A 19,248-nucleotide genomic window follows, 5' to 3' on the forward strand; every position below is an offset into this window, starting at 1 on the left:
TGACCCTCTTCACACTTCGGCCACACCGAGGACCAGCACCTGGATCGCCAGTACGGCGGCCCCGCGGGCCCAGTCGTGAAAGTCGGACACTCTGGTCTCCAGGTCGATCGGGGTGGCCAGAGGGTGGCGGTGGGAGCGGATCGCGTCCTCGACGGTCTTGCCGGCCACGTCCATCAGTCCGACGCCCTCTCCGGCGAGCATGATCTTCTGCGGCATGGCGAAGTTGGCGATCTGGGCGACGAGGACACCGAGGGCGCGCCCGGCCTCGTCGATGACGCGGGCGGGCATGGGGTCGCCCGCCGCGGCGAGGGCGAGGATCTCCTCGTAGCTGTGGTCGCGGCCGGTGGCGGCCTGCACCTGGTAGCGGATGTTGGGGATGGTGAGCAGGGAGACGGCGCTGCCGCGGTTGCCGTCGGGCGTCAGCGGCCCGTTGGGGTCGATGATCCAGTGCCGCCCGAAGCCCCGGTCCTCCTCGGCGTAGGGGACGCGCCGGCCACCGAGGACCAGGCCGTAGCCGATGCCGGCACCGATGGTGAGGACGACGAAGCGGTCGAGGCCGCGTCCCGCGCCGAACCAGGTCTCGGCCTCGACGAGGGCGGCGACGTCGTTCTCGACGACCACGGGCAACCCCGTGCGCTCCTCGACGAGTTCACCGAGAGGGACGTCCCGCCAGTGCAGGAACGGGGACTCGCCGACCACGGCACGCTCCTGGACGAAGCCGCCGACCCCGATGCCGATGCCGGCGAGCCGCGGATACGCGCGGGCCAGTTCGCGCGTCATCTCCGCGAGCAGGTCGGCGACTTCGGCGGGGTCATGGCTGGCGAGGGGCCGGTCGTGGCGGGCGACGATCTCGCTCCGGAGGGTGGTGACGACGCCGTAGACCATGTCCTCGGTGATCTTGAAGCCGATGAAGGACCGGGACTCGGCGACCACGTCGAGGGGCTGCGAGGGGCGCCCCTGGCGCACCTCGGCCGGGGTGCCCGCCTCGGGGACCTCGATCAGCAGTCCCGACTCGATGAGCGGTTTGGTCAGCCGGGTGAGGCTGCCCGCGGAGAGGTCGAGGCGGCGGGCGAGTTCGGTGCGCGACAGCGGGCCGTGCACGAGCACCTCGATCGCCACCGAGCGCTCACCGGCGCTCAGGGGTAGCCAGCTGACGGCAACTGCGGTCATGAAGGTCAGACTCCCACATGATTTCTTTCACTGTAAAAGCAATGTGCCCAGATTACGGTCACCGAGACCGTCCCGAAAAGATGCGGACCCGCCCCTTGACGGTTGGATTCTTTCGCGACAAAAGTAAGTGGCCGAGGACGAGCCACCGAAGACGAGGGAGTCTCCCGATGACCATCGCCTCCAGCAGCCCTCCGTCGCGTCTGCCGCTCGGCGGCGCCGAGGGGGCACGGACCGAACCGGGCACGGACCGCGTCCCAGGCGGGTCGAACGGGGGTGACGGGCGTCTGGCCGCGGTGTTCATCGCCCCCGCCCTGGTGGGTTTCGTGGTCTTCCTGCTCTGGCCGACGCTGCGGGGCATCTACCTGAGCTTCACCCGCTTCAATCTGCTGACCCCCGCGGAGTGGGTGGGCCTCGCCAACTACGACCGGATGATCCACGACCCCATCTTCTGGGAGTCGCTGAAGGTCACCGTGGAGTACGTGGTCATCAACATCGGCGTCCAGACGGTGTCCGCCCTCGCCATCGCCGTGCTCCTGCAGCGCCTGACCCAGTCCCCACTGCTGCGCGGGATCGTGCTGACGCCCTATCTGATGTCGAACGTCGTCGCGGGTCTGGTCTGGCTGTGGATCCTCGACAACCAGCTCGGCATCGGCAACGAGATCATCGCCGGGCTCGGCTTCGACCGGATCCCCTTCCTCGCCGACGAGACCTGGGCGATCCCGACGATCGCCCTGATCAACGTGTGGCGGCATGTCGGCTACACCGCGCTGCTGCTGTTCGCCGGGCTCATGGCCATCCCGAACGACATGTACGAGGCGGCGAAGGTGGACGGCGCGAGCGAGTGGCGGATGTTCTGGCGGATCACCATGCCGCTGCTGCGTCCGGTCCTGGCGGTGGTTCTGATCATGACGGTGATCGGTTCGTTCCAGGTGTTCGACACGGTCGCGGTGACGACCGCGGGCGGCCCGGCGAACGCGACCAACGTGCTCCAGTTCTACATCTACCAATCGGCGTTCGGCCGCTTCCAGTTCGGCTACGCGTCCGCGATGTCCGTCGCCCTGCTGGTCGTGCTGAGCGCGATCACCGTCCTGCAGTACCGGCTCACCCGGGCCGGCCAGACCGATCTCGGCTGACCCGGAAGGAGTCGACATGGCTGCCGTGACCACCACCACGCCCACGACGACACGTGTACGGCCCACCGGGCGCCGTCCCCTCTCCCCCGGCCGCGTCCTGGCCTGGACGGCGATGGGCGCGATCGTGCTCGTGACCCTGCTGCCGTTCTACTGGATCCTGCGCACCGCGCTGTCCACCAACTCAGGGCTCGCCGCCCACGCGTCCGACCCCCTGCCGGTGGACCCGACCGGCACCGGATTCGCCCGCGCCCTGGGCCTGGAGTCCACGAAGGACGCGATCGCGCAGGGCGGTGCGGGCGGCGGGCTGAAGTTCTGGCGCTATCTGCTCAACTCGGTGATCGTCTCGACCCTGGTGACCGCCTGCCAGATCTTCTTCTCCGCGATGGCCGCCTACGCCTTCGCCCGGCTGCGCTGGCGGGGCCGCGACCAGGTGTTCGCGCTGTTCCTGGCCGGGCTGATGGTGCCGACCATCTTCACGCTGCTGCCGAACTTCGTGCTCATCAAGGAACTCGGCCTGATCGACAACCTGTTGGGCATCGCCCTGCCGACGATGTTCATGACGCCGTTCGCGGTCTTCTTCCTGAGGCAGTTCTTCATGAACGTGCCCCACGAGGTCGAGGAGGCGGCCCTGCTGGACGGCGCCGGGAAGGTGCGGATCTTCTTCCGGGTGCTGTTGCCGATGGCGTCCGCGCCGGTACTCACGCTGGCGGTGCTGACGTACATCACCTCCTGGAACGACTACTTCTGGCCGCTGATGGTGTCCTACAGCGACAGCTCCCGCGTCCTGACCGTCGCGCTGGCCATCTTCCGGGCCCAGACCCCGCAGACGGGCGTCGACTGGTCGGGCCTCATGGCGGCGACGCTCATCGCCGCGCTGCCGATGCTTGCGCTGTTCGGGTTCTTCGCCCGCCGCATCGTGTCCACCATCAGCTTCACCGGGATCAAGTGAGGGACTCCTGATGCGACTTCGTACGCTGACCGCTCTGGCCGGCGCACTGACCCTGTGTCTGACGGGGTGTGCGCGCGGCGGCTCCGCCGGGTCCTCCTCGCACACGGTGACGTACTGGCTGTGGGACTCCAACCAGCAGCCCGCCTACCAGGCCTGCGCCAAGGACTTCGAGCAGCAGAACCCCGGACTGCACGTGAAGATCACCCAGTTGGGCTGGGACGACTACTGGACCAAGCTCACCGCGAGCTTCATCGCCGGCACCGAGCCGGACGTGTTCACCGACCACATCCAGAAGTTCGGCCAGTTCGCCGACCTCAAGGTCCTCGAGCCCCTCGACGACCTGGGCATCGACGAGTCCGCCTACCAGCCCGGGCTCGCGGCCAACTGGATGGGGCAGGACGGCCATCGCTACGGCGCCCCCAAGGACTGGGACACCGTCGCCCTCTTCTACAACAAGAAGATGACCGACGCTGCCGGGCTCACGGCCACCCAGCTGAACGACCTGGCCTGGAACCCGGAGAACGGCGGCAGCTTCGAGAAGGCCATCGCCCACCTCACCGTCGACAGGAACGGCAAGCGGGGCGACGAGCCGGGCTTCGACAAGCACCACGTCAAGGTGTACGGCCTCGCCACCAACGGCGGCGGGGACGGCGACGGCCAGACCCAGTGGAGCACCTTCACCGCCTCCGCCGGCTGGAGCTACACCGACAAGAAGCGGTGGGGCACGAAGTACCGGTACGACAGCCCGGCCTTCCAGTCCGCCGTCAAGTGGTACTTCGGACTGGCGAAGAAGGGCTACATGGCGCCCTTCACCGACTACAACTCCCAGTCCAACCAGGCCAACACCCAGGTCGCGGCGGGCAAGGCGGCGACCGCCTTCGACGGGGCCTGGATGATCTCGACCTACGCCGGGTTCAAGGGACTCGACATGCGCACCGCCGTCACCCCCGAGGGCCCCACCGGCAAGCGGGCCACCATGATGAACGGCCTCGCCGACTCCATCACCAAGAACGCCCGCAACAAGGCGGGCGCCCGCAAGTGGGTGAAGTACCTGTCCTCGGGCGAGTGCCAGAAGACGGTGGGCGGTTACGGCATCGTCTTCCCCGCCACCCCCGACGGCACCGCGGCCGCCGTGGCCGCCTACAAGAAGAAGGGGATCGACGTCACGGCCTTCACCGAGCCGGTCGCCGACAAGAAGGACTTCACGACCTTCTCCTACCCCATCACCAACTACGCGGCGGACGTGTACGCGTTGATGCATCCCGCCATGCAGGACATCTTCGGCAACGGCCGGTCCGTGACCAGCCTCGACGAGACCAACGACCAGATCAACCTGATCCTCTCGCAGTGATCCCGCGACCAGTGAAGGACACACCCCGCATGACCTTCTCCCTCGGCATCGTCGGCGCCGGCCAGTTCTCCGGCCAGTTCGCCACGCTGTTCCAGGCCCACCCCGGTGTCGGCGACGTCTACGTCACCGATCTGCTGCCCGAACGGGCCGAGCAACTCGCCTCGGCGCAGGGCCTGGCCGGCACCTTCCCCACCTACGAGGCCATGCTGGAGTCGAAGGAGGTCGACGCGGTCGCGATCTTCACCCAGCGCTGGACGCACGGCCCCCTGGTGCTCCAGGGCCTGAACGCCGGCAAGCACGTGTACTCCGCGGTGCCCATGGCCATCACCACCGAGGAGATCGCGGCGATCATCGACGCGGTCCGGGCGACCGGGCTGACGTACATGATGGGCGAGACCAGCCAGTACAACCCGGCGACCGTGCATGCCCGCAACCAGATCGCCGAGGGCGCCTTCGGGCGGCTCTTCTACGCCGAGGGTGACTACGTCCACGACATGGACCTCGGGTTCTACGAGGCGTACCAGTACAGCGGCGGCGAGAAGTGGAAGGAGACCGCCAGCTATCCCCCGCTGCTCTACCCCACGCACTCGGTGGGCGGGGTGCTCGGCGCCTGGCAGACGCACGCGGTGAGCGTGTCGGCGATCGGTGTGGTCGACAACCGCGGAGACGGCGTGTTCGACAAGGAGGTCAGCCAGTTCGGCAACGACTTCTCCAACGCGACCGCGCTGTTCGAGGTGGCGGGCGGCGGGTCGTTCCGTACGAACGAGTTCCGGCGGGTGGGCTACCCCTCCCACATCCGGGAGTCGCGTTTCCGGTTCTTCGGCACCGAGGCGAGCATGGAGCAGCTCGCCACGGTCGCCCTGTGGCAGGACAAGAAGGGCGTGAAGGACATCAGCGAGCTTCTGGAGCCCAAGCCCACCATGGCTCCTGACGACCCGTCACTCCAGCACATCGCGCCGGACCTGCGGGCCGCTTTCACGTCCGGATCGGCGCCGGTGCACGACCGGGCGCGGCTGCCGCGGGAGTTCGACCACCTGCACAACGGCCACGAGGGCAGCCACCACTTCCTGGTGGACGACTTCGTGACCGCGGTGAACAGCCGTACCCTGCCGTCGGTGAACGCCTGGGTGGCGGCCCGCTACACCCTGCCGGGCATCGTCGCGCACGACTCCGCGCGGCAGGGCGGGGCAAGGCTGGAGATCCCGGACTTCGGGGACGCGCCTGACGCGTGACCGTGGCCTCGTGCCGGGCGCCGTGTGTCTCAGGTGCCCGGCTTGCGGCCGTACACGAAGACGTCGTCGCCCGTCTTGAGTAGCGACCAGTACTTCTTGGCGTCCTTGGGCGTCATGTTGGTGCAGCCGTGCGAGCCGGGCGGGTTCCACATGCTGAGATTCACCGAGTGGAAGGCCTGGCCGCCGTCGAAGAACTGGCTGTAGGGCATCGGCACGTTGTAGATGTTCGACACGTGATCGATGTCACGCCAGTAGATCTTCTTCAGGCCGGTGCGGGTCTCGTAGCCGTCGCGACCGGTGCGGACCGGGACGGGGCCGTAGACGAGTCGGCTGCCGTCCTGGATCCAGCTCAGCTGGAGGGTGAGGTTCACGCAGGCGATGCGGCCCTTGTTCGTCGGGCACTTGCCGTCCCGGTTGGGGTTGCTGCCGACGGCCTTCTGCTTGTTCATGAGGTCCATCACGCCCCAGGTGACGGATCCCGCGTAGCCGATGTTCGGCGTGATGCCGTGTTTGTTCTGGAATGCCCTGATCGCCTTGCAGTCGGCGGTGGACTGCCTGCCGTCGACCGGGCGGCCGAGGAACTTCTCGACCTGCTTCTGGTACGGCCCCGCCTGCGTGGTGCAGCTGGCCGCCTGCGCGGGCGCGGCGCCCAGCGCGATGGTCAGCGGTGCGACCAGTCCGGTGATCCCGAGTGCGACGGCACCCCGTCTGCGTATGTCCCCCATGGCCCTGTCCCCTTCATAGGTCCTGCGATCTCATACCTCTAGACAGGTCTTCGAGCCACTTCGTTGTACCGCAGGGCGTGCTGGGACGGAACGGTGACAAATCTCATGACGAAGCCCCGCGGCCCGGATGGACCGTCGCGTGGAAGCCGGTGTTGACCGCGGTGAGGCCCCCGTCGACGACCAGCACGGTGCCGGTGATCCACGCCGCGTCGCGGGAGGCGAGGAAGGCGACCGCGGCGGCGATGTCCTCGGGCTCGCCCACCCGGCCGAGGGGATACAGGCGCCGCATCTCGGTCAGCTCGCTCTCCCGCCCTTCCCAGGCGGAGGTGCGGACCGTGCCCGGGACGACCAGGTTGACGCGCACCCCGCGGGCGGCAGCGTGCCCGGCGAGGGTACGGGTCAGGGAGCCGAGGCCCGCCTTGGCGGCGCTGTACGCGTGGTTGCCGAAGTCCTGGAGGCCGTTGACGGAGCCGATGTTGACGATCGCGCCGCGACCGGAGGCGACCAGGTGCGGCAGCGCGGCCCGCGCGCAGCGGTACGGTCCGCCCAGGGTGATGTCCAGGTCACGCGCCCACTCCTCGTCCCGGTCGTCCTCGAAGAGCGGGGTCTCCGGAGTGCACCGGGCGGCGCAGTTGACCAGGACGTCCAGCGAGCCGAAGGCGTCGACGGCGTGGGCGACCGCTGCCTCGACTGCCGTACGGTCGGCCACGTCGCACTCCAACGCCCGTGCCGTGAGGCCCTGTTCACGCAGGCGGGCGGCCGTGTCCTCGACCGCCCGCCCGTCGCGGTCGGTCAGCACGACCCGCGCCCCCTCCTCGGCGAGCCTGCGGGCCGCCGCCGCGCCGATCCCGCGGGCGGCGCCCGTGACCAGTGCCGTGTGTCCCTCGAAGGCCATCGGGTCGCCGCCCATTTCGGCAACGATCCGCACCCGCACCCCTTGACTCCCCAGGAGGGCGAGCCGCAGCCGGCCGAGGCGACGATCGCACGGGACCGCGCCGTACGGGAGGATCTCGCGCTGTCACCGGGCCACTCGGCGCGCTGGGGCACTGACGTCGAGCGGCCCGCCGCCTCAGCGGTAACCCGTCACGTCCGCCGGCTTGCCCGCGTCCTGGACCTCGACCAGGTAGCGCCAGGCGTCGGGACGGCTCCCGTCGAGGTCCGTGAAGCCGTACGTCCGGGCGAGCGAGCCGCTGTCGAGGGACTCGCCGTTGAAGCGGGCCACGTCGGGGTCGGCGGCCAGCGCGGCGACGGCGCGGCCCACGTAGTGCGGGGTCTCCGAGATGGCGAAGTGGGGGACGCGGTCGAGGGCGTCGCGCCAGTTGTCCTCCCGCACCCCGAAGTGGTCGAGCATCATCTCCGAGCGCAGCCAGCCCGGGGTCAGCGCGACGGCGGTGGCGCCGCGCGGGCCGAGTTCGTGGCCGAGCGCGAAGGCCATGCGGATGACGGAGGTCTTGGCGAGGTCGTAGAAGAAGGAGACGCGGTAGTTCTCGCGGTTGTAGGCGTCGGTTCCGTCGGTCATCTCGACGACCAGGCCGCCGGGCCGGCGCAGCAGCAGGGGCAGGGCGTGGTGGCTGGTGATGGCGTGGGTGTCGATCGCGAGCCTGAGCAGCCTGAGGCCGTTGTCGAGGTCGTGCTCCCATACCGGGCTGTCCCACGCGAAGAGGTGCTCGCCGCCCCAGATGTCGTTGACGAGCACGTCGAGGCGGCCCTGCTCGTCGGCGACGCGGTCGACGAGCGCGCGGACCTGCGCCGGGTCCAGATGGTCGGTGGGTACGGCGATGCCGTGGCCCCCGGCCGCGGTGACGAGGTCGGCGGTGTCCTCGACGGTCTCGGGGCGGTCGTAGTCGGAGCGGCGGGCGCGGGTGCTGCGCCCGGTGACGTAGACGGTGGCCCCCGCCGCCCCCAGTTCCACGGCGATCCCGCGTCCGGCTCCGCGTGTGGCCCCGGCGACCAGCGCGACCCTTCCTGCCAGCGGTTGTGACATGTCCGACCTCCCGTTGTGTGCGATGTGGCTTCGAGCATCGCCGGGAAGTCGGACAACCACTGTCGTGATTTACGGGAGAGTCATCCGGTCGCGCGCAGTTTTTCGTCCAGGGTGTCCAGATCGGGCAGGAACCAGATGTGGCCGCCCTGGTTCGTCTCGTGGACGAAGTCCCTGAGCGCCGAGCTGTCGTCCAGGTGCCGGGTGACGTCACCGACGACCGCCAGCCGGACCCGGTAGGTCACGAACTTCTGCATCACCGCGCCCGCGACGCCCGACCGCAGTCGGAAGAACTCCTCGGCGACCCGTGCCACGGGTACGGCGACCACCTGGGCGTCGCGGCCCATCGCGTCACCGATCAGGTCGAGGGCCGCCCGCTCGCCGTCCAGCGGCGGTCCGTCGGGGGCGCACTGCAGGACGTTCAGGCCGTTGAGGTGCACGACGTCGTCAGTGGCCACGGTCGATCCATTCCTGCAGATGCGGGGCCTCGGCGCCGATCGTCGTCGGGTCGCCGTGCCCGGTGAGGACCTTCGTCTCGGGCGGCAGGGCCAGTAGCCGGTCGCGGATCGAATCGATGATCGTCGGGAAGTGGGACCAGGACCGGCCGGTGGCCCCCGGGCCGCCCTGGAAGAGGGTGTCGCCGGTGAAGACGGTGCCGAGGCCCGGGTCGTAGAGGCAGACCGCGCCCGGGGCGTGGCCGGGGGTGTGCAGCACCTGGAGGTCGATGCCCGCGGCCTCGATGACCTGGCCGTCGCGCAGATGGGCGTCGGGGTCGCGGTCGGGGTGGGTCTGCTTCCACAGCGGCAGGTCGTCGGGGTGCAGCCAGATCGTGGCGCCGGTGCGGTCCGCGAGGGCGGGCGCGGCGTCGATGTGGTCGTTGTGGGCGTGGGTGCAGACGATCGCGGTCAACCTGCGGTCGCCCACGGCCTCGAGGATGGCGTCGGCGTCGTGGGCGGCGTCGATGACGATGACCTCGTGGTCGTCACCGACGATCCAGACATTGTTGTCGACGTCCCAGGTGCCGCCGTCGAGGCTGAACTGCCCTGAGGTGACGAGGCGTTCGATGCGGGCGGCCATCAGAGCACCACCACCGAGCGCAGGACGTCGCCGTGGTGCATGCGCTCGAACGCCTTCTCCACCTCGTCGAGTTGGATGGTCTCGGTCACGAACGCCTCCAGGTCCAGGCGGCCTTGCAGATGCAGGTCGATCAGCATGGGGAAGTCGCGGGAGGGCAGACAGTCGCCGTACCAGGACGACTTGAGCGAGCCACCGCGCCCGAAGACGTCCAGGAGCGGCAGTTCCAGCTTCATCTCGGGGGTGGGCACGCCGACGAGGACGACGGTGCCGGCGAGGTCGCGGGCGTAGAACGCCTGGCGGTACGTCTCGGGGCGGCCGACGGCTTCGATGACGACGTCGGCGCCGAAGCCGCCGGTCAGTTCACGGATCGCCTCGACCGGGTCGGCGTCCTTCGAGTTCACGGTGTGGGTCGCGCCCATCGTGCGGGCCTTCTCCAGCTTCCGGTCGTCGATGTCCACGGCGATGATCTTCGCCGCGCCCGCGAGGTTCGATCCCGCGATCGCCGCGTCCCCGACGCCACCGCAGCCGATGACGGCGACGGTGTCGCCCCGGCCGACGTTCCCCGTGTTGATCGCGGCGCCGATGCCGGCCATCACACCGCAGCCCAGGAGCCCCGCGACCGCGGCCGAGACCGAGGCGTCGACCTTGGTGCACTGTCCGGCGGCGACCAGCGTCTTCTCGGCGAAGGCGCCGATGCCCAGGGCGGGCGAGAGCTCGGTGCCGTCGGTGAGGGTCATCTTCTGGCTCGCGTTGTGCGTGTTGAAGCAGTACCAGGGCCGACCGCGCAGACAGGCGCGGCAATTGCCGCACACGGCACGCCAGTTGAGGATCACGAAGTCGCCGGGCGCGACATCGGTCACCCCCTCGCCGACCGACTCGACGACACCGGCGGCCTCGTGGCCGAGCAGGAAGGGGAAGTCGTCGTTGATCCCGCCCTGCTTGTAGTGCAGGTCGGTGTGGCAGACCCCGCAGGCCTGCACCTGCACGACGGCCTCCCCCGGTCCCGGATCGGGCACAACGATCGTCTCCACCCGCACCGGCTCGTCCTTGCCGGGTGCGATCACCCCGCGTACCTCCTGCGCCATGGCCCTGACCCCTTCTGTCGCCCGGTGTACGTCCCTTCGACCCTACGCGTGACTGATCAGTAACGGCACCGGTTCCAGGACCGATAAGTACCCTCCGGGGGTATTTTGTCGACGCCATCGATGTGCCGGGGCTGGGCAACCGCGGCTTACTCCGGGCGCCACCCCGCGCCACACGTCCTACGTCCTACGTCCTGGAGGAGGCCTGGCGGGCGGGCGGCGGGCGTCTTCACCGGCGGCTCACTGCTGCTCGGCACGATGGGGCGGCCCGACCTCGTGGAACCGGCGTGGACGTCGGCTGGCCAAGGTGTCGGCAGGCGCACTGCAGCGGGCGTTCGCTGTGGCGCTCCGGGCCGTGGCCGCGAGCATGCCGGCGGACGCCCGTCCTGTGCCGTTCACGCCAGGGACAGGAACAGCTTCTCCAGCCGGGCCTTCATCTCCTCCGTCGTCTCGCCGTCGCCCCGGTCGAGGGTGCGGGAGGCCGCGGCGAGCTGGGTGACCAAGCCCTCGCAGCCCCAGCCCTCCTCGATCATCTTGATCACACCGGAGATCTGCCCCTGTGCCCGGCGCAGCCGGTTCAGCACCGACTTGAGTTCCTCGCCCTGGAACTGAACTCCACCATCACAGGCTGCCCCACAACCGCTGACCTCGACGGCGCCCGGAACTTGTGAGCCCCGCGGAAGAGTGCCGACGTAGCCTGAAGGCTCCGTACGCCGTCGGGACCCGAGGAGCACCGTGAGCAGCACCGAGACGGAGACCGGACCGCCGACCTGGCGGCTGCTCCTCGGATACGTACGGCCGCACCGGTGGACCCTCCTCCTCGGTGCCGTGCTCTCGCTCCTGACGGGGGCCACCGGTCTGCTGCTACCGCTGGTGGCACGGGAGTTGATCGACGACCTGTCCCACGACCGCACGATCACCGGCGCGTTGTTCGTCATGTCGGGGCTGGTCATCGCCAACGCGGCCGTGGGCGCGCTGGGTTCGTACGTGCTGCGGCGCACCGCGGAGTCGGTGGTGCTCGGTGCGCGGCGCGCGCTGTCGTCGTATCTGCTGCGCCTGCGCATCACGGCCGTGGACCGCACCGAACCCGGCGACCTGATGGCCCGGATCACCTCGGACACCACCTTGCTGCGCGAGGTCACCACCGACTCGCTCGTGGGCCTCGGGACCGGCGGGCTCACGCTGGTGGCGACCGTGGTGATGATGGGCCTGGTCGACCCGGTGCTGCTGGGCGTCACGCTGGCGGTGATCCTGGTCGCGGGCACGGTCCTCGGGGTGATCGTGCCGCGCATCAACCGGGCGAGCCGGCAGGCCCAGGACGCCGTCGGCGTGATGGGTGCCGCGCTGGAACGCATCCTCGGGGCGCTGCGCACGGTCAAGGCGTCCGGCGCCGAGCACCGCGAGGAGCAGTCGCTGCACGCGGCGGCCGAGGAGTCGTGGCGGCAGAGCGTGCGGGCCGCCAAGTGGTCGGCGGCCGCGGGCAACACGGCGGGGCTCGCGATGCAGATCGCGTTCATCACGGTGCTCGCGGTGGGCGGCGCGCGGGTCGCCACCGGTGCCATCGAGGTCGGCACGCTGGTCGCGTTCCTGCTGTACGTCTTCTATCTCATGTCCCCGATCCAGCAGGTGGTCGGGGCGATCACGCAGTACCAGACGGGGTCCGCGGCGCTCGCCCGTATCCAGGAGGCGCTGCGCCTGCCCGCCGAACCGGCCGCGCTGCCCGCGCCGTTGCCCGCCGACGGGGCCGCACCGGCGTCCGTCGCCTTCGTGGACGTCCGGTTCCGCTATGCCGACGATCTGCCGTACGTCCATCACGGGGTGACCTTCGATGTCCCCGCGCGGGGGATGACGGCGTTCGTCGGGCCGTCGGGGGCCGGTAAGACGACGGTGTTCTCGCTGATCGAGCGGTTCTACGATCCCGAGGCCGGGGTCGTGACCGTGGACGGGCGGGACCTCGCGGAGTGGGATCTGCCGCAACTCCGGTCCGTGATCGGGTATGTGGAGCAGGACGCGCCCGTCCTGTCGGGGTCGCTGCGGGAGAATCTGCTGCTCGGCAATCCGGAGGCGGACGAGGACGCGGTGACGCGCGTCCTGAAGACGACCCGGCTCGACGCTCTGGTGGCCAAACTGCCCGGCGGGCTGGAGACGCTGGTCGGGCACCGGGGGACCAAGCTCTCGGGCGGGGAGCGCCAGCGGGTGGCGATCGCCCGGGCGTTGCTGCGGCGGCCCCGGTTGCTGCTGCTGGACGAGGCCACGTCCCAGCTGGACGCGGTGAACGAGGCGGCCCTTCGGGACACGGTGGCGGACGTGGCGCGGACAACCACGGTGCTGGTCGTCGCGCACCGGCTGTCCACGGTGACGATGGCCGACCGGATCGTGGTCATGGACGCGGGACGGGTGCGGGCGGTGGGGACGCATCGGGAGCTGGTCGCAGGGGACCCCTTGTACGCGGAACTCGCGGCGACGCAATTCCTGGCCAGCACGGGATGAACGCACCGCTGGACCCCGCCCGCTGGACGGGGCTCGCCTCGTTCTCTGGCGTACGACACCCTCGCCGCCCGCATCGACCACCCCGGCCGCCCGACGGCATGCGGCCGCTCGGAACTGGCCCCAAACCAACTCCGTTCCCGCGCGCTTGAGTTCCGCCGACTCCGTAAGTGCCCGCACGGCCCGAGGCACAGGACACCCTCCTCACCCTGCCCGTCCACCCGCGGACTCCACGTCCTGCCCACCTGAGCGGACATGCGTCGAGGGCCGCCCGGTGGTCCGGGCGGCCCTCGGTTCGTGTGCGAGAGGGTCAGTGGACGGCCGGCACCAGCCCGGTGACGGGGGCGACGAGGCCGGTGATCTGGCCCAGCTGGTTCAGGTCGTTGAGCTGGTTGAGGCCGGCCAGCTGCCGGGAGACCGGCGGGATCTCGTCCTTGTGCTCCGCGGGGATGCCACTCATCGAGAGCGAGTCGATCACCGCGATCGGGTTGAGCCCACCGGCGGTCGGGGCGGCCACGTCGGCCGCGTTCGCGAGGGGGGCGGTGAGACCGGTGACGCCGACGGCGAGACCGACGGCGGCGACGATACGTCGAGTTGAGATCATGCTTTCAGAAACGGGGGCGGGCCCCTCACGGACACGGCCGACTCGTCCCCCTCACCCGTCAGGCGGAGCGCCTCCCTGCGCTTGCCGTGGCCGCCGGGGCGGAGGAGGCTCTAAGAAACAGGGCCTGCGCGGCCCGCTCCTCGTCGGGCCGGGCCCTCGAAGGAGGTCACCATGGGCACCGCGGCAAGCTCGGACTTCGACACCGACACCCTGCGCCGGGGCATCGAAGGCCACACCCCCGAGACGCTTCTGTCTCTCTACACGGACGACGCGGAGATACGCCTCGTCAACCGGAACGCCACACCCAGCCACCCCAAGGTCCTGCACGGCCGCGACGAGATCGGCGCGATGCTGAGCGACGTCTACAGCCGCGACATGACCCACAAGCTGGAAGGGTGCGTGGTCCAGGGCGATCGCGCGGCCTACAGCGAGTCCTGCCAGTACGCGGACGGGATGCGCGTCCTGTCCGAGTCGATGGTCACCCTGCGCGACGGCAGGATCTCCGAGCAGATCATCGTCGAGGCGTGGGACGAGTAGGAACCCGAACCGAGGGGCCGGTCAGGTCACGGCTGTGACCTGGGCCTTCTCGGGCGACGACCTGTGACACCGTCGGGGACCGCGCCCGGCCCGCCCTGGCGGCGGCCCAGGTCGCCCTGCAGAGCGACTGGTTCGGCTGGTCCCCGGTGTGCTCAGCCAGCAGATGCTCGCGGTCCTGGCCCGGGACAGCCTGGCCGACCTCGCCGTGGTGGAGGCCGTCGATCGGCGCGATGCAGTCGCGCTCGCCCGTGTCCCACCACAGCTGGTGCCACTGGTAGGCCGATTTCAGGCTCACCCTTCTGCTCGAACAGCTCGGCTGCCAGAGTCACCCTGATGAGCCGAAGTCAGTAATGTGAGGGCCGGACCGTGACTGGCGCTGAGGTGGAGCACCACCGTGGAGCGGTTCGCACACTCGATGCCGTGCGCCTGGGCGATTCCTTCGATCGGCTCAGGAGTGGATCATGTCTCAGGCACGGCTCATGGAGGGCACCGCGCTCGCCCGGCGCATCGTCGAGGAGACCGCCGAGCGGGCGGCCGACCTCACCGGGCGCACCGGAAAGGCGCCCTGTCTCGCGACGGTGCTGGTCGGCGAGGACCCCGCCTCCGTCACCTACGTCCGTATGAAGCGCAACCGGTGCCGCACGGCCGGGATCGAGTCGCGGCACGTGGAGCTGCCCGCGACCACCACCACGGAGGAACTGGTCACCGCGCTGCGCGCCCTCTCCGCCGACCCCACCGTGCACGGCATCCTGCTCCAGCACCCGATGGGCCCGCACCTCGACGAGCGGGCCGCGTTCGAGGCGATCGCGCCGGAGAAGGACGTCGACGGGGTCACCTTCGCCTCCTTCGCGACGATGAGCTTCGGACTGCCGGGCTTCGTGTCGTGCACACCCGGCGGGATCATGCGGCTGCTCGACGAGTACGGCGTCGACCCGGCCGGAAAGCGGGCCGTGGTCGTGGGCCGCAGCGCGATCCTCGGCAAGCCGGCCGGGATGCTGCTGCTCGCCCGGGACGCCACGGTGACCTACTGCCACTCCCGTACGGCGGACCTGTCGGCGGCCGTACGGGAGGCGGACATCGTCGTCGCGGCGGTGGGCCGGCCCCGGCTGATCCGGGGCCAGGACATCAAGCCCGGCGCGGTCGTGATCGACGCCGGCTACAACGAGGGGAACGTCGGTGACGTCGACTTCGACTCCGCGGTGGAGCGGGCCTCGCTGATCACGCCGGTGCCGGGCGGGGTCGGTCCGATGACCATCGCCACGCTGCTGGAGCAGACCGTTCAGGCAGCGGAGGCCGCCGCCCGGCAGGGCTAGATCAGTTCAGCGTCCACTTCTGGTTGGCCTGGCCGTTGCACGACCACAGCACCGTCTGGGTGCCGTTGGCGGTGCCCGCGTTGTAGGCGTCCAGGCAGAGACCGGCGTTGACGTTGGTGATCGTGCCGTCGCTGTTGACGTTCCACTTCTGGTTGTTCTGGCCGTTGCAGTCCCAGATCACGACCTTGGTGCCGTTGGTCGTGCCGAGGTTGTAGGCGTCCAGGCACTTGTTGCCGTACACCACGAGTTCCTTGCGGGAGGTGTACGTCCACTGCTGGTTCTGGCCGCCGTTGCAGTCCCACAGCTCGGCCTGGGTGCCGTTGCCGATGGTGTTGTCGTAGAGGTCGAGGCAGCGGCCCGACTGGGTGCCCACGGCGAGGGTGCTGTCGGTGCCGGGCAGCGGGTGGACTGTGATGTCGGCGAGTGCCGGGGCGCCCGTGAAGGTCAGCGTGTTGGAGGAGCCCTTGGACAGACCGACCTGGACCGAGACGGTGCCCTGGGAGGAGCCGGTGGGCGGGAAGGAGACCGTGGTCGCGCCCTGGCCGTTGACCTTGAGGGAGGCGGTGCGGGCCGCCGAGGTGTTGTTGGTGTAGGCGATGTCGACGGTCTTGATCCCGGTGTTCGCGGCGACGACTCCGGAGAAGTTCGACGTGCCGGTGTAGGTGCTGCTCGCGGCCTCGGTGCCGCCGGTGACCGTGAGCATCACCGAGCCGCCCGCCGGGACGCTGGTGGTGTAACCGGTGCCGTACGAGCCGAGGTTGGAGCGCGCCCACAGGTCACGGACGGTGGCGTTCGCGTTGGTGAGGCCCAGGTCGGACCAGCGGACGGTGATGTTCTGGGCGGCGGAGGTGCGGTTGAGGAGGACGACGGCACGGTTGCCGGTGCCGGACAGGACCTTGCCGTAGACCTGGAGTCCGGTGGTGTCCTCGGCGACCTTGACGCCCTGGAGGCCGCGCGGGTCCTGGTCGACGGCGACGACCTCGGGGTTCTTGAGGATGTTCGCGGTCTCGGTGGTCATGGTGGCCAGGTTGTTGCCGGCCAGGAGCGGGGCGCCGGAGACGGCCCACAGGTTCATGTGGGTGCGGTTCTGGGCGGCGGTGAAGCCGTCCATGCCGACCATCAGCATGTCCGGGTCGTTGTAATAGCCGGTGTGCTGGGCGGTGGGGTGCAGGTTCCGGTCGTAGTTGGTCAGCAGGTTCGTCATCGACGGCTTGTTGCCGTAGATGATGATGTCGTCGTTGGTCCGCCACATCGCGCCCTGTCCCGGCGCCCAGTTCCACGGGTTCTGCCGGCCCCAGTTGCACAGCGACAGGGTCATCGGGCGGCCCGTGGTCGCGGTGGCCCTGGTGATCGCGTCGCTGATCGACTGGTAGGTCGTCTTCGCGTCGAGTCCCTCCGCGTCACCGCCGCACCAGTCGACCTTCACGAAGTCGAAGCCCCACTGGGAGAACTGGAGCATGTCCTGGTCGTAGTGGCCCTCGCTGCCCGAGCCGGGGGCGGCGGGGCGGCCCGTCGGGTAGTAGTAGCCGCAGCCGTCCTTGCCCGCGTCCGTGTAGATGCCGGCCTTGAGGCCCTTGCCGTGGATGTAGTCGGCGATGGCCTTCATGCCGCCGGGCCACTCGGACTCGTCGACGGTGATGTTCCCGGCGCTGTCGCGGGTGCCCTGCCACCAGCCCTCGTCGATGTTGATGTACTTGTATCCCGCCGCCGGGAGACCGGACGCGACGAACGCGTCGACCTGCGCCTTGATGACGCTGTAGTCGATCTTCGCGGCGAAGCTGTTCCACGACGCCCAGCCCATCGGGGCCGAGGGCACCGGTATCTGCCGGGAGGTGGCGGCCTGCGCGGGGGACGGCTGGGCGAAGAGCAGCGCGGCGCAGGCGCTCAGGGCGAGGACGAGAGCGCGGACGGCCGCGGCTCGGAAGCGATGTGCGAGACCCCTGCGGGTCGTTCGCGGCGGGGGGTACATGCGGCTCCTTCAGCGGGGGGACACCAGCATTGGCCGATATTTCGAACTGAGGCCGGTCATTCGAACATCGTGCGCGCTGAAGCTAGAGCCACGGGAGGATGAAGTCAACGGCTGTGACAAGGGTGAACTGGCCTGAGAGCACGGGGTCTTCGCGCGGGACGGCCGCCCGCGGCGCCATACTGTCCGGCGTGCGAGTAGCGATCATGACAGCGGGTTCCCGGGGCGACGTGGCCCCGTTCACGGGCCTGGGGCACGGTCTGGCGCGGGCCGGGCACGAGGTCACCCTGGTCACCCACGAGCGCTTCGAGCTGCTGGCGGCGCGGGCCGGTATCGGCTTCCACGCGCTGCCGGTCGATCCCCGGGCGGAGCTGGAGTCCTCGCGCGGGCAGGCGCTGCACCGCAGCACGACCGGAGTGGGCAAGCTGGTGCGGGTGGTCGCGATGGCCCGGTCCCTGGCCGGACGGATGGCGGACGACCTGGTGACAGCCGCCCGGGCGAGCGACGCACTGCTCCTCTCCGGATCGGTGGCCCCGCTGGGCCACGCCGTCGCCGAGGGCCTGCGACTGCCCAGCCTCGGGCTCAACCTCCAACCCCTCGCGGCCACCCGGGAGTTCGCACCACCCATGCTGGGCGTCGGCTCCTGGGGGCCGTTCGGCAACCGGGTCGTCGGGCTGGGCCTGAACCTGGCGGTGGAGCAGGTCTTCGGCGCGGCCCTCCCGCCGGTCCGGGCCCGCCTCGGTCTGCCTCCGCTGGGCACGGCCGCGGCACTGCGCTCCCGCGAGCGGCAGGGCTGGCCGGTCCTGCACGGCTTCAGCCCCCGGGTGGTCGCCCGGCCCCGCGACTGGCGGTCCGGACTCGACGTGGCGGGCTACTGGTGGCCGTACGACGGCGACGCCCCGCTCCCCGGCGACCTGCGGACGTTCGTCGAGGCCGGCCCTCCCCCGGTCTTCGTGGGCCTGGGCAGCGCGACCGTTCCCGATCCCGCGCGCACCAGCGCCGAGATCGTACGGGCGCTGCGCCGGGCCGGGCTGCGCGGTGTGATCCAGCGCGGCTGGGCGGGTCTGGCGGCGGCGGGGGACGGCATGCTGACCATCGACGAGGTGCCCCACTCAGCGTTGTTCCCGCACATGGCGGCGGTGGTCCACCACGCGGGCGCGGGCACGACGGCCGCGGGCCTGCGCGCGGGAGTTCCGGCGGTGCCGGTACCGATCCAGTTCGACGAGAGCTTCTGGGCCGCACGGCTGGTCGCCCTGGGCGTGGCCCCGCGCGCCCTGCCCTTGCGGCGGCTGACCGCCGATGCGCTGGGGGAGGCACTGGTCCGGGCGACGAGGGACGCGGAACATCGGGAGCGGGCGCGGACGCTGGGCGCCCACATCCGGGCGGAGGACGGCGTGCGCCCCGTGGTGGACGCCGTGAACCGACTGGACCGCTGACGGCGTCGCCTCAGGGGCACCGGGCCGTGCCGACAGGCGACTCGGCCGGCAGGGCGCGACCGGCCACCACGGCACCGCGGCCGAGCACGGCCGCCCTCACGCCGGGGCCGGCTCCCACCCCGCCCGTGGACCGCTGACGGCGTCGCCTCAGGGGCACCCGGCCGTGCCGACAGGCGACTCGGCCGGCTGGGCAGGACCGGCCACG

General features: G+C 70.3%; 18 protein-coding genes and 1 riboswitch. Of the genes, 8 read left to right on the top strand and 10 right to left on the bottom strand.

Annotation, left to right across the window (positions count from 1 at the left end):
• Window positions 1–9: 9 nt before the first annotated feature.
• A complete protein-coding gene (locus D1369_RS02795) occupies window positions 10–1,170 on the bottom strand; it encodes an ROK family transcriptional regulator (RefSeq protein ID WP_037902363.1) in 1,161 nt (386 codons plus the stop codon).
• A gap of 167 nt (window positions 1,171–1,337) precedes the next feature.
• Here D1369_RS02795 and D1369_RS02800 point away from each other — a divergent pair, with 167 nt between their 5' ends.
• From D1369_RS02800 to D1369_RS02815, 4 genes are read left to right on the top strand one after another with little or no spacing between them, the layout of a single operon-like run.
• The gene (locus D1369_RS02800) at window positions 1,338–2,303 is read left to right on the top strand and encodes a sugar ABC transporter permease (RefSeq protein WP_007386661.1); all 966 of its coding nucleotides are present in this window, start codon (window positions 1,338–1,340) and stop codon (window positions 2,301–2,303) included.
• A 16-nt stretch (window positions 2,304–2,319) separates the two neighbouring features.
• Window positions 2,320–3,252 carry a carbohydrate ABC transporter permease gene (locus D1369_RS02805; RefSeq protein WP_037902360.1) on the top strand — a complete coding sequence of 311 codons (933 nt, stop codon included), beginning with the start codon at window positions 2,320–2,322 and terminating at the stop codon, window positions 3,250–3,252.
• Window positions 3,253–3,262: 10 nt separating this feature from the next.
• Complete coding sequence (locus D1369_RS02810) at window positions 3,263–4,603, top strand: sugar ABC transporter substrate-binding protein (protein ID WP_037902359.1); 1,341 nt, start codon at window positions 3,263–3,265, stop codon at window positions 4,601–4,603.
• A gap of 29 nt (window positions 4,604–4,632) precedes the next feature.
• Complete coding sequence (locus tag D1369_RS02815; protein WP_007386658.1) at window positions 4,633–5,835, top strand: Gfo/Idh/MocA family oxidoreductase; 1,203 nt, start codon at window positions 4,633–4,635, stop codon at window positions 5,833–5,835.
• Window positions 5,836–5,864: 29 nt separating this feature from the next.
• Here D1369_RS02815 and D1369_RS02820 read toward each other — a convergent pair whose 3' ends face one another.
• From D1369_RS02820 to D1369_RS02850, 7 genes are all read right to left on the bottom strand, one after another.
• Window positions 5,865–6,560: a L,D-transpeptidase family protein gene (locus D1369_RS02820; RefSeq protein ID WP_007386657.1), complete on the bottom strand. Its 696-nt coding sequence runs from the start codon at window positions 6,558–6,560 to the stop codon at window positions 5,865–5,867.
• Window positions 6,561–6,663: 103 nt separating this feature from the next.
• Entirely contained in the window at window positions 6,664–7,455 is a 792-nt protein-coding gene (locus D1369_RS02825) for an SDR family NAD(P)-dependent oxidoreductase (protein WP_037903997.1), read from the bottom strand.
• 174 nt (window positions 7,456–7,629) lie between these two features.
• Window positions 7,630–8,544, bottom strand: coding sequence for an SDR family oxidoreductase (locus tag D1369_RS02830; protein WP_007386655.1), 915 nt, complete (start codon window positions 8,542–8,544; stop codon window positions 7,630–7,632).
• Window positions 8,545–8,624: 80 nt separating this feature from the next.
• Window positions 8,625–8,999, bottom strand: coding sequence for a DUF4180 domain-containing protein (locus D1369_RS02835; RefSeq protein ID WP_007386654.1), 375 nt, complete (start codon window positions 8,997–8,999; stop codon window positions 8,625–8,627).
• Window positions 8,989–9,618, bottom strand: coding sequence for an MBL fold metallo-hydrolase (locus D1369_RS02840; RefSeq protein WP_007386653.1), 630 nt, complete (start codon window positions 9,616–9,618; stop codon window positions 8,989–8,991). Before D1369_RS02840 ends, D1369_RS02835 begins: the two co-directional genes overlap by 11 nt.
• On the bottom strand, window positions 9,618–10,703 hold the full coding sequence (locus D1369_RS02845) for an S-(hydroxymethyl)mycothiol dehydrogenase (RefSeq protein WP_007386652.1): 1,086 nt from the start codon (window positions 10,701–10,703) through the stop codon (window positions 9,618–9,620). The genes D1369_RS02840 and D1369_RS02845 overlap by 1 nt, the downstream gene beginning before the upstream one ends.
• Before the next feature lie 392 nt (window positions 10,704–11,095).
• A complete protein-coding gene (locus tag D1369_RS02850) occupies window positions 11,096–11,284 on the bottom strand; it encodes a metal-sensing transcriptional repressor (RefSeq protein ID WP_037902357.1) in 189 nt (62 codons plus the stop codon).
• Between the two features lie 151 nt (window positions 11,285–11,435).
• Here D1369_RS02850 and D1369_RS02855 point away from each other — a divergent pair, with 151 nt between their 5' ends.
• Window positions 11,436–13,190 (top strand): ABC transporter ATP-binding protein, encoded by a 1,755-nt coding sequence (locus D1369_RS02855; protein WP_007386650.1) that lies wholly within the window; start codon window positions 11,436–11,438, stop codon window positions 13,188–13,190.
• A 307-nt stretch (window positions 13,191–13,497) separates the two neighbouring features.
• Here D1369_RS02855 and D1369_RS02865 read toward each other — a convergent pair whose 3' ends face one another.
• Entirely contained in the window at window positions 13,498–13,791 is a 294-nt protein-coding gene (locus D1369_RS02865) for a hypothetical protein (RefSeq protein ID WP_007386649.1), read from the bottom strand.
• Window positions 13,792–13,962: 171 nt separating this feature from the next.
• On the opposite strand from D1369_RS02865, the gene D1369_RS02870 reads away from it, so the two are divergent.
• Together D1369_RS02870 and D1369_RS02875 are read left to right on the top strand one after the other, a co-directional pair.
• Complete coding sequence (locus D1369_RS02870; RefSeq protein WP_007386648.1) at window positions 13,963–14,328, top strand: nuclear transport factor 2 family protein; 366 nt, start codon at window positions 13,963–13,965, stop codon at window positions 14,326–14,328.
• 356 nt (window positions 14,329–14,684) lie between these two features.
• A riboswitch (ZMP/ZTP riboswitch) is annotated at window positions 14,685–14,767 on the top strand.
• Window positions 14,768–14,789: 22 nt separating this feature from the next.
• Window positions 14,790–15,641: a bifunctional 5,10-methylenetetrahydrofolate dehydrogenase/5,10-methenyltetrahydrofolate cyclohydrolase gene (locus D1369_RS02875; RefSeq protein WP_007386647.1), complete on the top strand. Its 852-nt coding sequence runs from the start codon at window positions 14,790–14,792 to the stop codon at window positions 15,639–15,641.
• 1 nt (window position 15,642) lies between these two features.
• Here D1369_RS02875 and D1369_RS02880 read toward each other — a convergent pair whose 3' ends face one another.
• Complete coding sequence (locus tag D1369_RS02880; protein WP_007386646.1) at window positions 15,643–17,610, bottom strand: ricin-type beta-trefoil lectin domain protein; 1,968 nt, start codon at window positions 17,608–17,610, stop codon at window positions 15,643–15,645.
• 203 nt (window positions 17,611–17,813) lie between these two features.
• Between D1369_RS02880 and D1369_RS02885 the strand changes: the two genes are divergently transcribed.
• A complete protein-coding gene (locus D1369_RS02885; protein ID WP_118082230.1) occupies window positions 17,814–19,043 on the top strand; it encodes a glycosyltransferase in 1,230 nt (409 codons plus the stop codon).
• Window positions 19,044–19,248: the final 205 nt, after the last annotated feature.

This window comes from Streptomyces sp. CC0208 (assembly GCF_003443735.1).
Classification (GTDB): domain Bacteria; phylum Actinomycetota; class Actinomycetes; order Streptomycetales; family Streptomycetaceae; genus Streptomyces; species Streptomyces sviceus.

Coding starts and splice junctions, on each gene's coding strand:
- D1369_RS02795 (WP_037902363.1), bottom strand. CDS start 1,170: ATGACCGCAGTTGCCGTCAGCTGGCTACCCCTGAGCGCCGGTGAGCGC.
- D1369_RS02800 (WP_007386661.1), top strand. CDS start 1,338: ATGACCATCGCCTCCAGCAGCCCTCCGTCGCGTCTGCCGCTCGGCGGC.
- D1369_RS02805 (WP_037902360.1), top strand. CDS start 2,320: ATGGCTGCCGTGACCACCACCACGCCCACGACGACACGTGTACGGCCC.
- D1369_RS02810 (WP_037902359.1), top strand. CDS start 3,263: ATGCGACTTCGTACGCTGACCGCTCTGGCCGGCGCACTGACCCTGTGT.
- D1369_RS02815 (WP_007386658.1), top strand. CDS start 4,633: ATGACCTTCTCCCTCGGCATCGTCGGCGCCGGCCAGTTCTCCGGCCAG.
- D1369_RS02820 (WP_007386657.1), bottom strand. CDS start 6,560: ATGGGGGACATACGCAGACGGGGTGCCGTCGCACTCGGGATCACCGGA.
- D1369_RS02825 (WP_037903997.1), bottom strand. CDS start 7,455: ATGGCCTTCGAGGGACACACGGCACTGGTCACGGGCGCCGCCCGCGGG.
- D1369_RS02830 (WP_007386655.1), bottom strand. CDS start 8,544: ATGTCACAACCGCTGGCAGGAAGGGTCGCGCTGGTCGCCGGGGCCACA.
- D1369_RS02840 (WP_007386653.1), bottom strand. CDS start 9,618: ATGGCCGCCCGCATCGAACGCCTCGTCACCTCAGGGCAGTTCAGCCTC.
- D1369_RS02845 (WP_007386652.1), bottom strand. CDS start 10,703: ATGGCGCAGGAGGTACGCGGGGTGATCGCACCCGGCAAGGACGAGCCG.
- D1369_RS02865 (WP_007386649.1), bottom strand. CDS start 13,791: ATGATCTCAACTCGACGTATCGTCGCCGCCGTCGGTCTCGCCGTCGGC.
- D1369_RS02870 (WP_007386648.1), top strand. CDS start 13,963: ATGGGCACCGCGGCAAGCTCGGACTTCGACACCGACACCCTGCGCCGG.
- D1369_RS02875 (WP_007386647.1), top strand. CDS start 14,790: ATGTCTCAGGCACGGCTCATGGAGGGCACCGCGCTCGCCCGGCGCATC.
- D1369_RS02880 (WP_007386646.1), bottom strand. CDS start 17,610: ATGTACCCCCCGCCGCGAACGACCCGCAGGGGTCTCGCACATCGCTTC.
- D1369_RS02885 (WP_118082230.1), top strand. CDS start 17,814: ATGACAGCGGGTTCCCGGGGCGACGTGGCCCCGTTCACGGGCCTGGGG.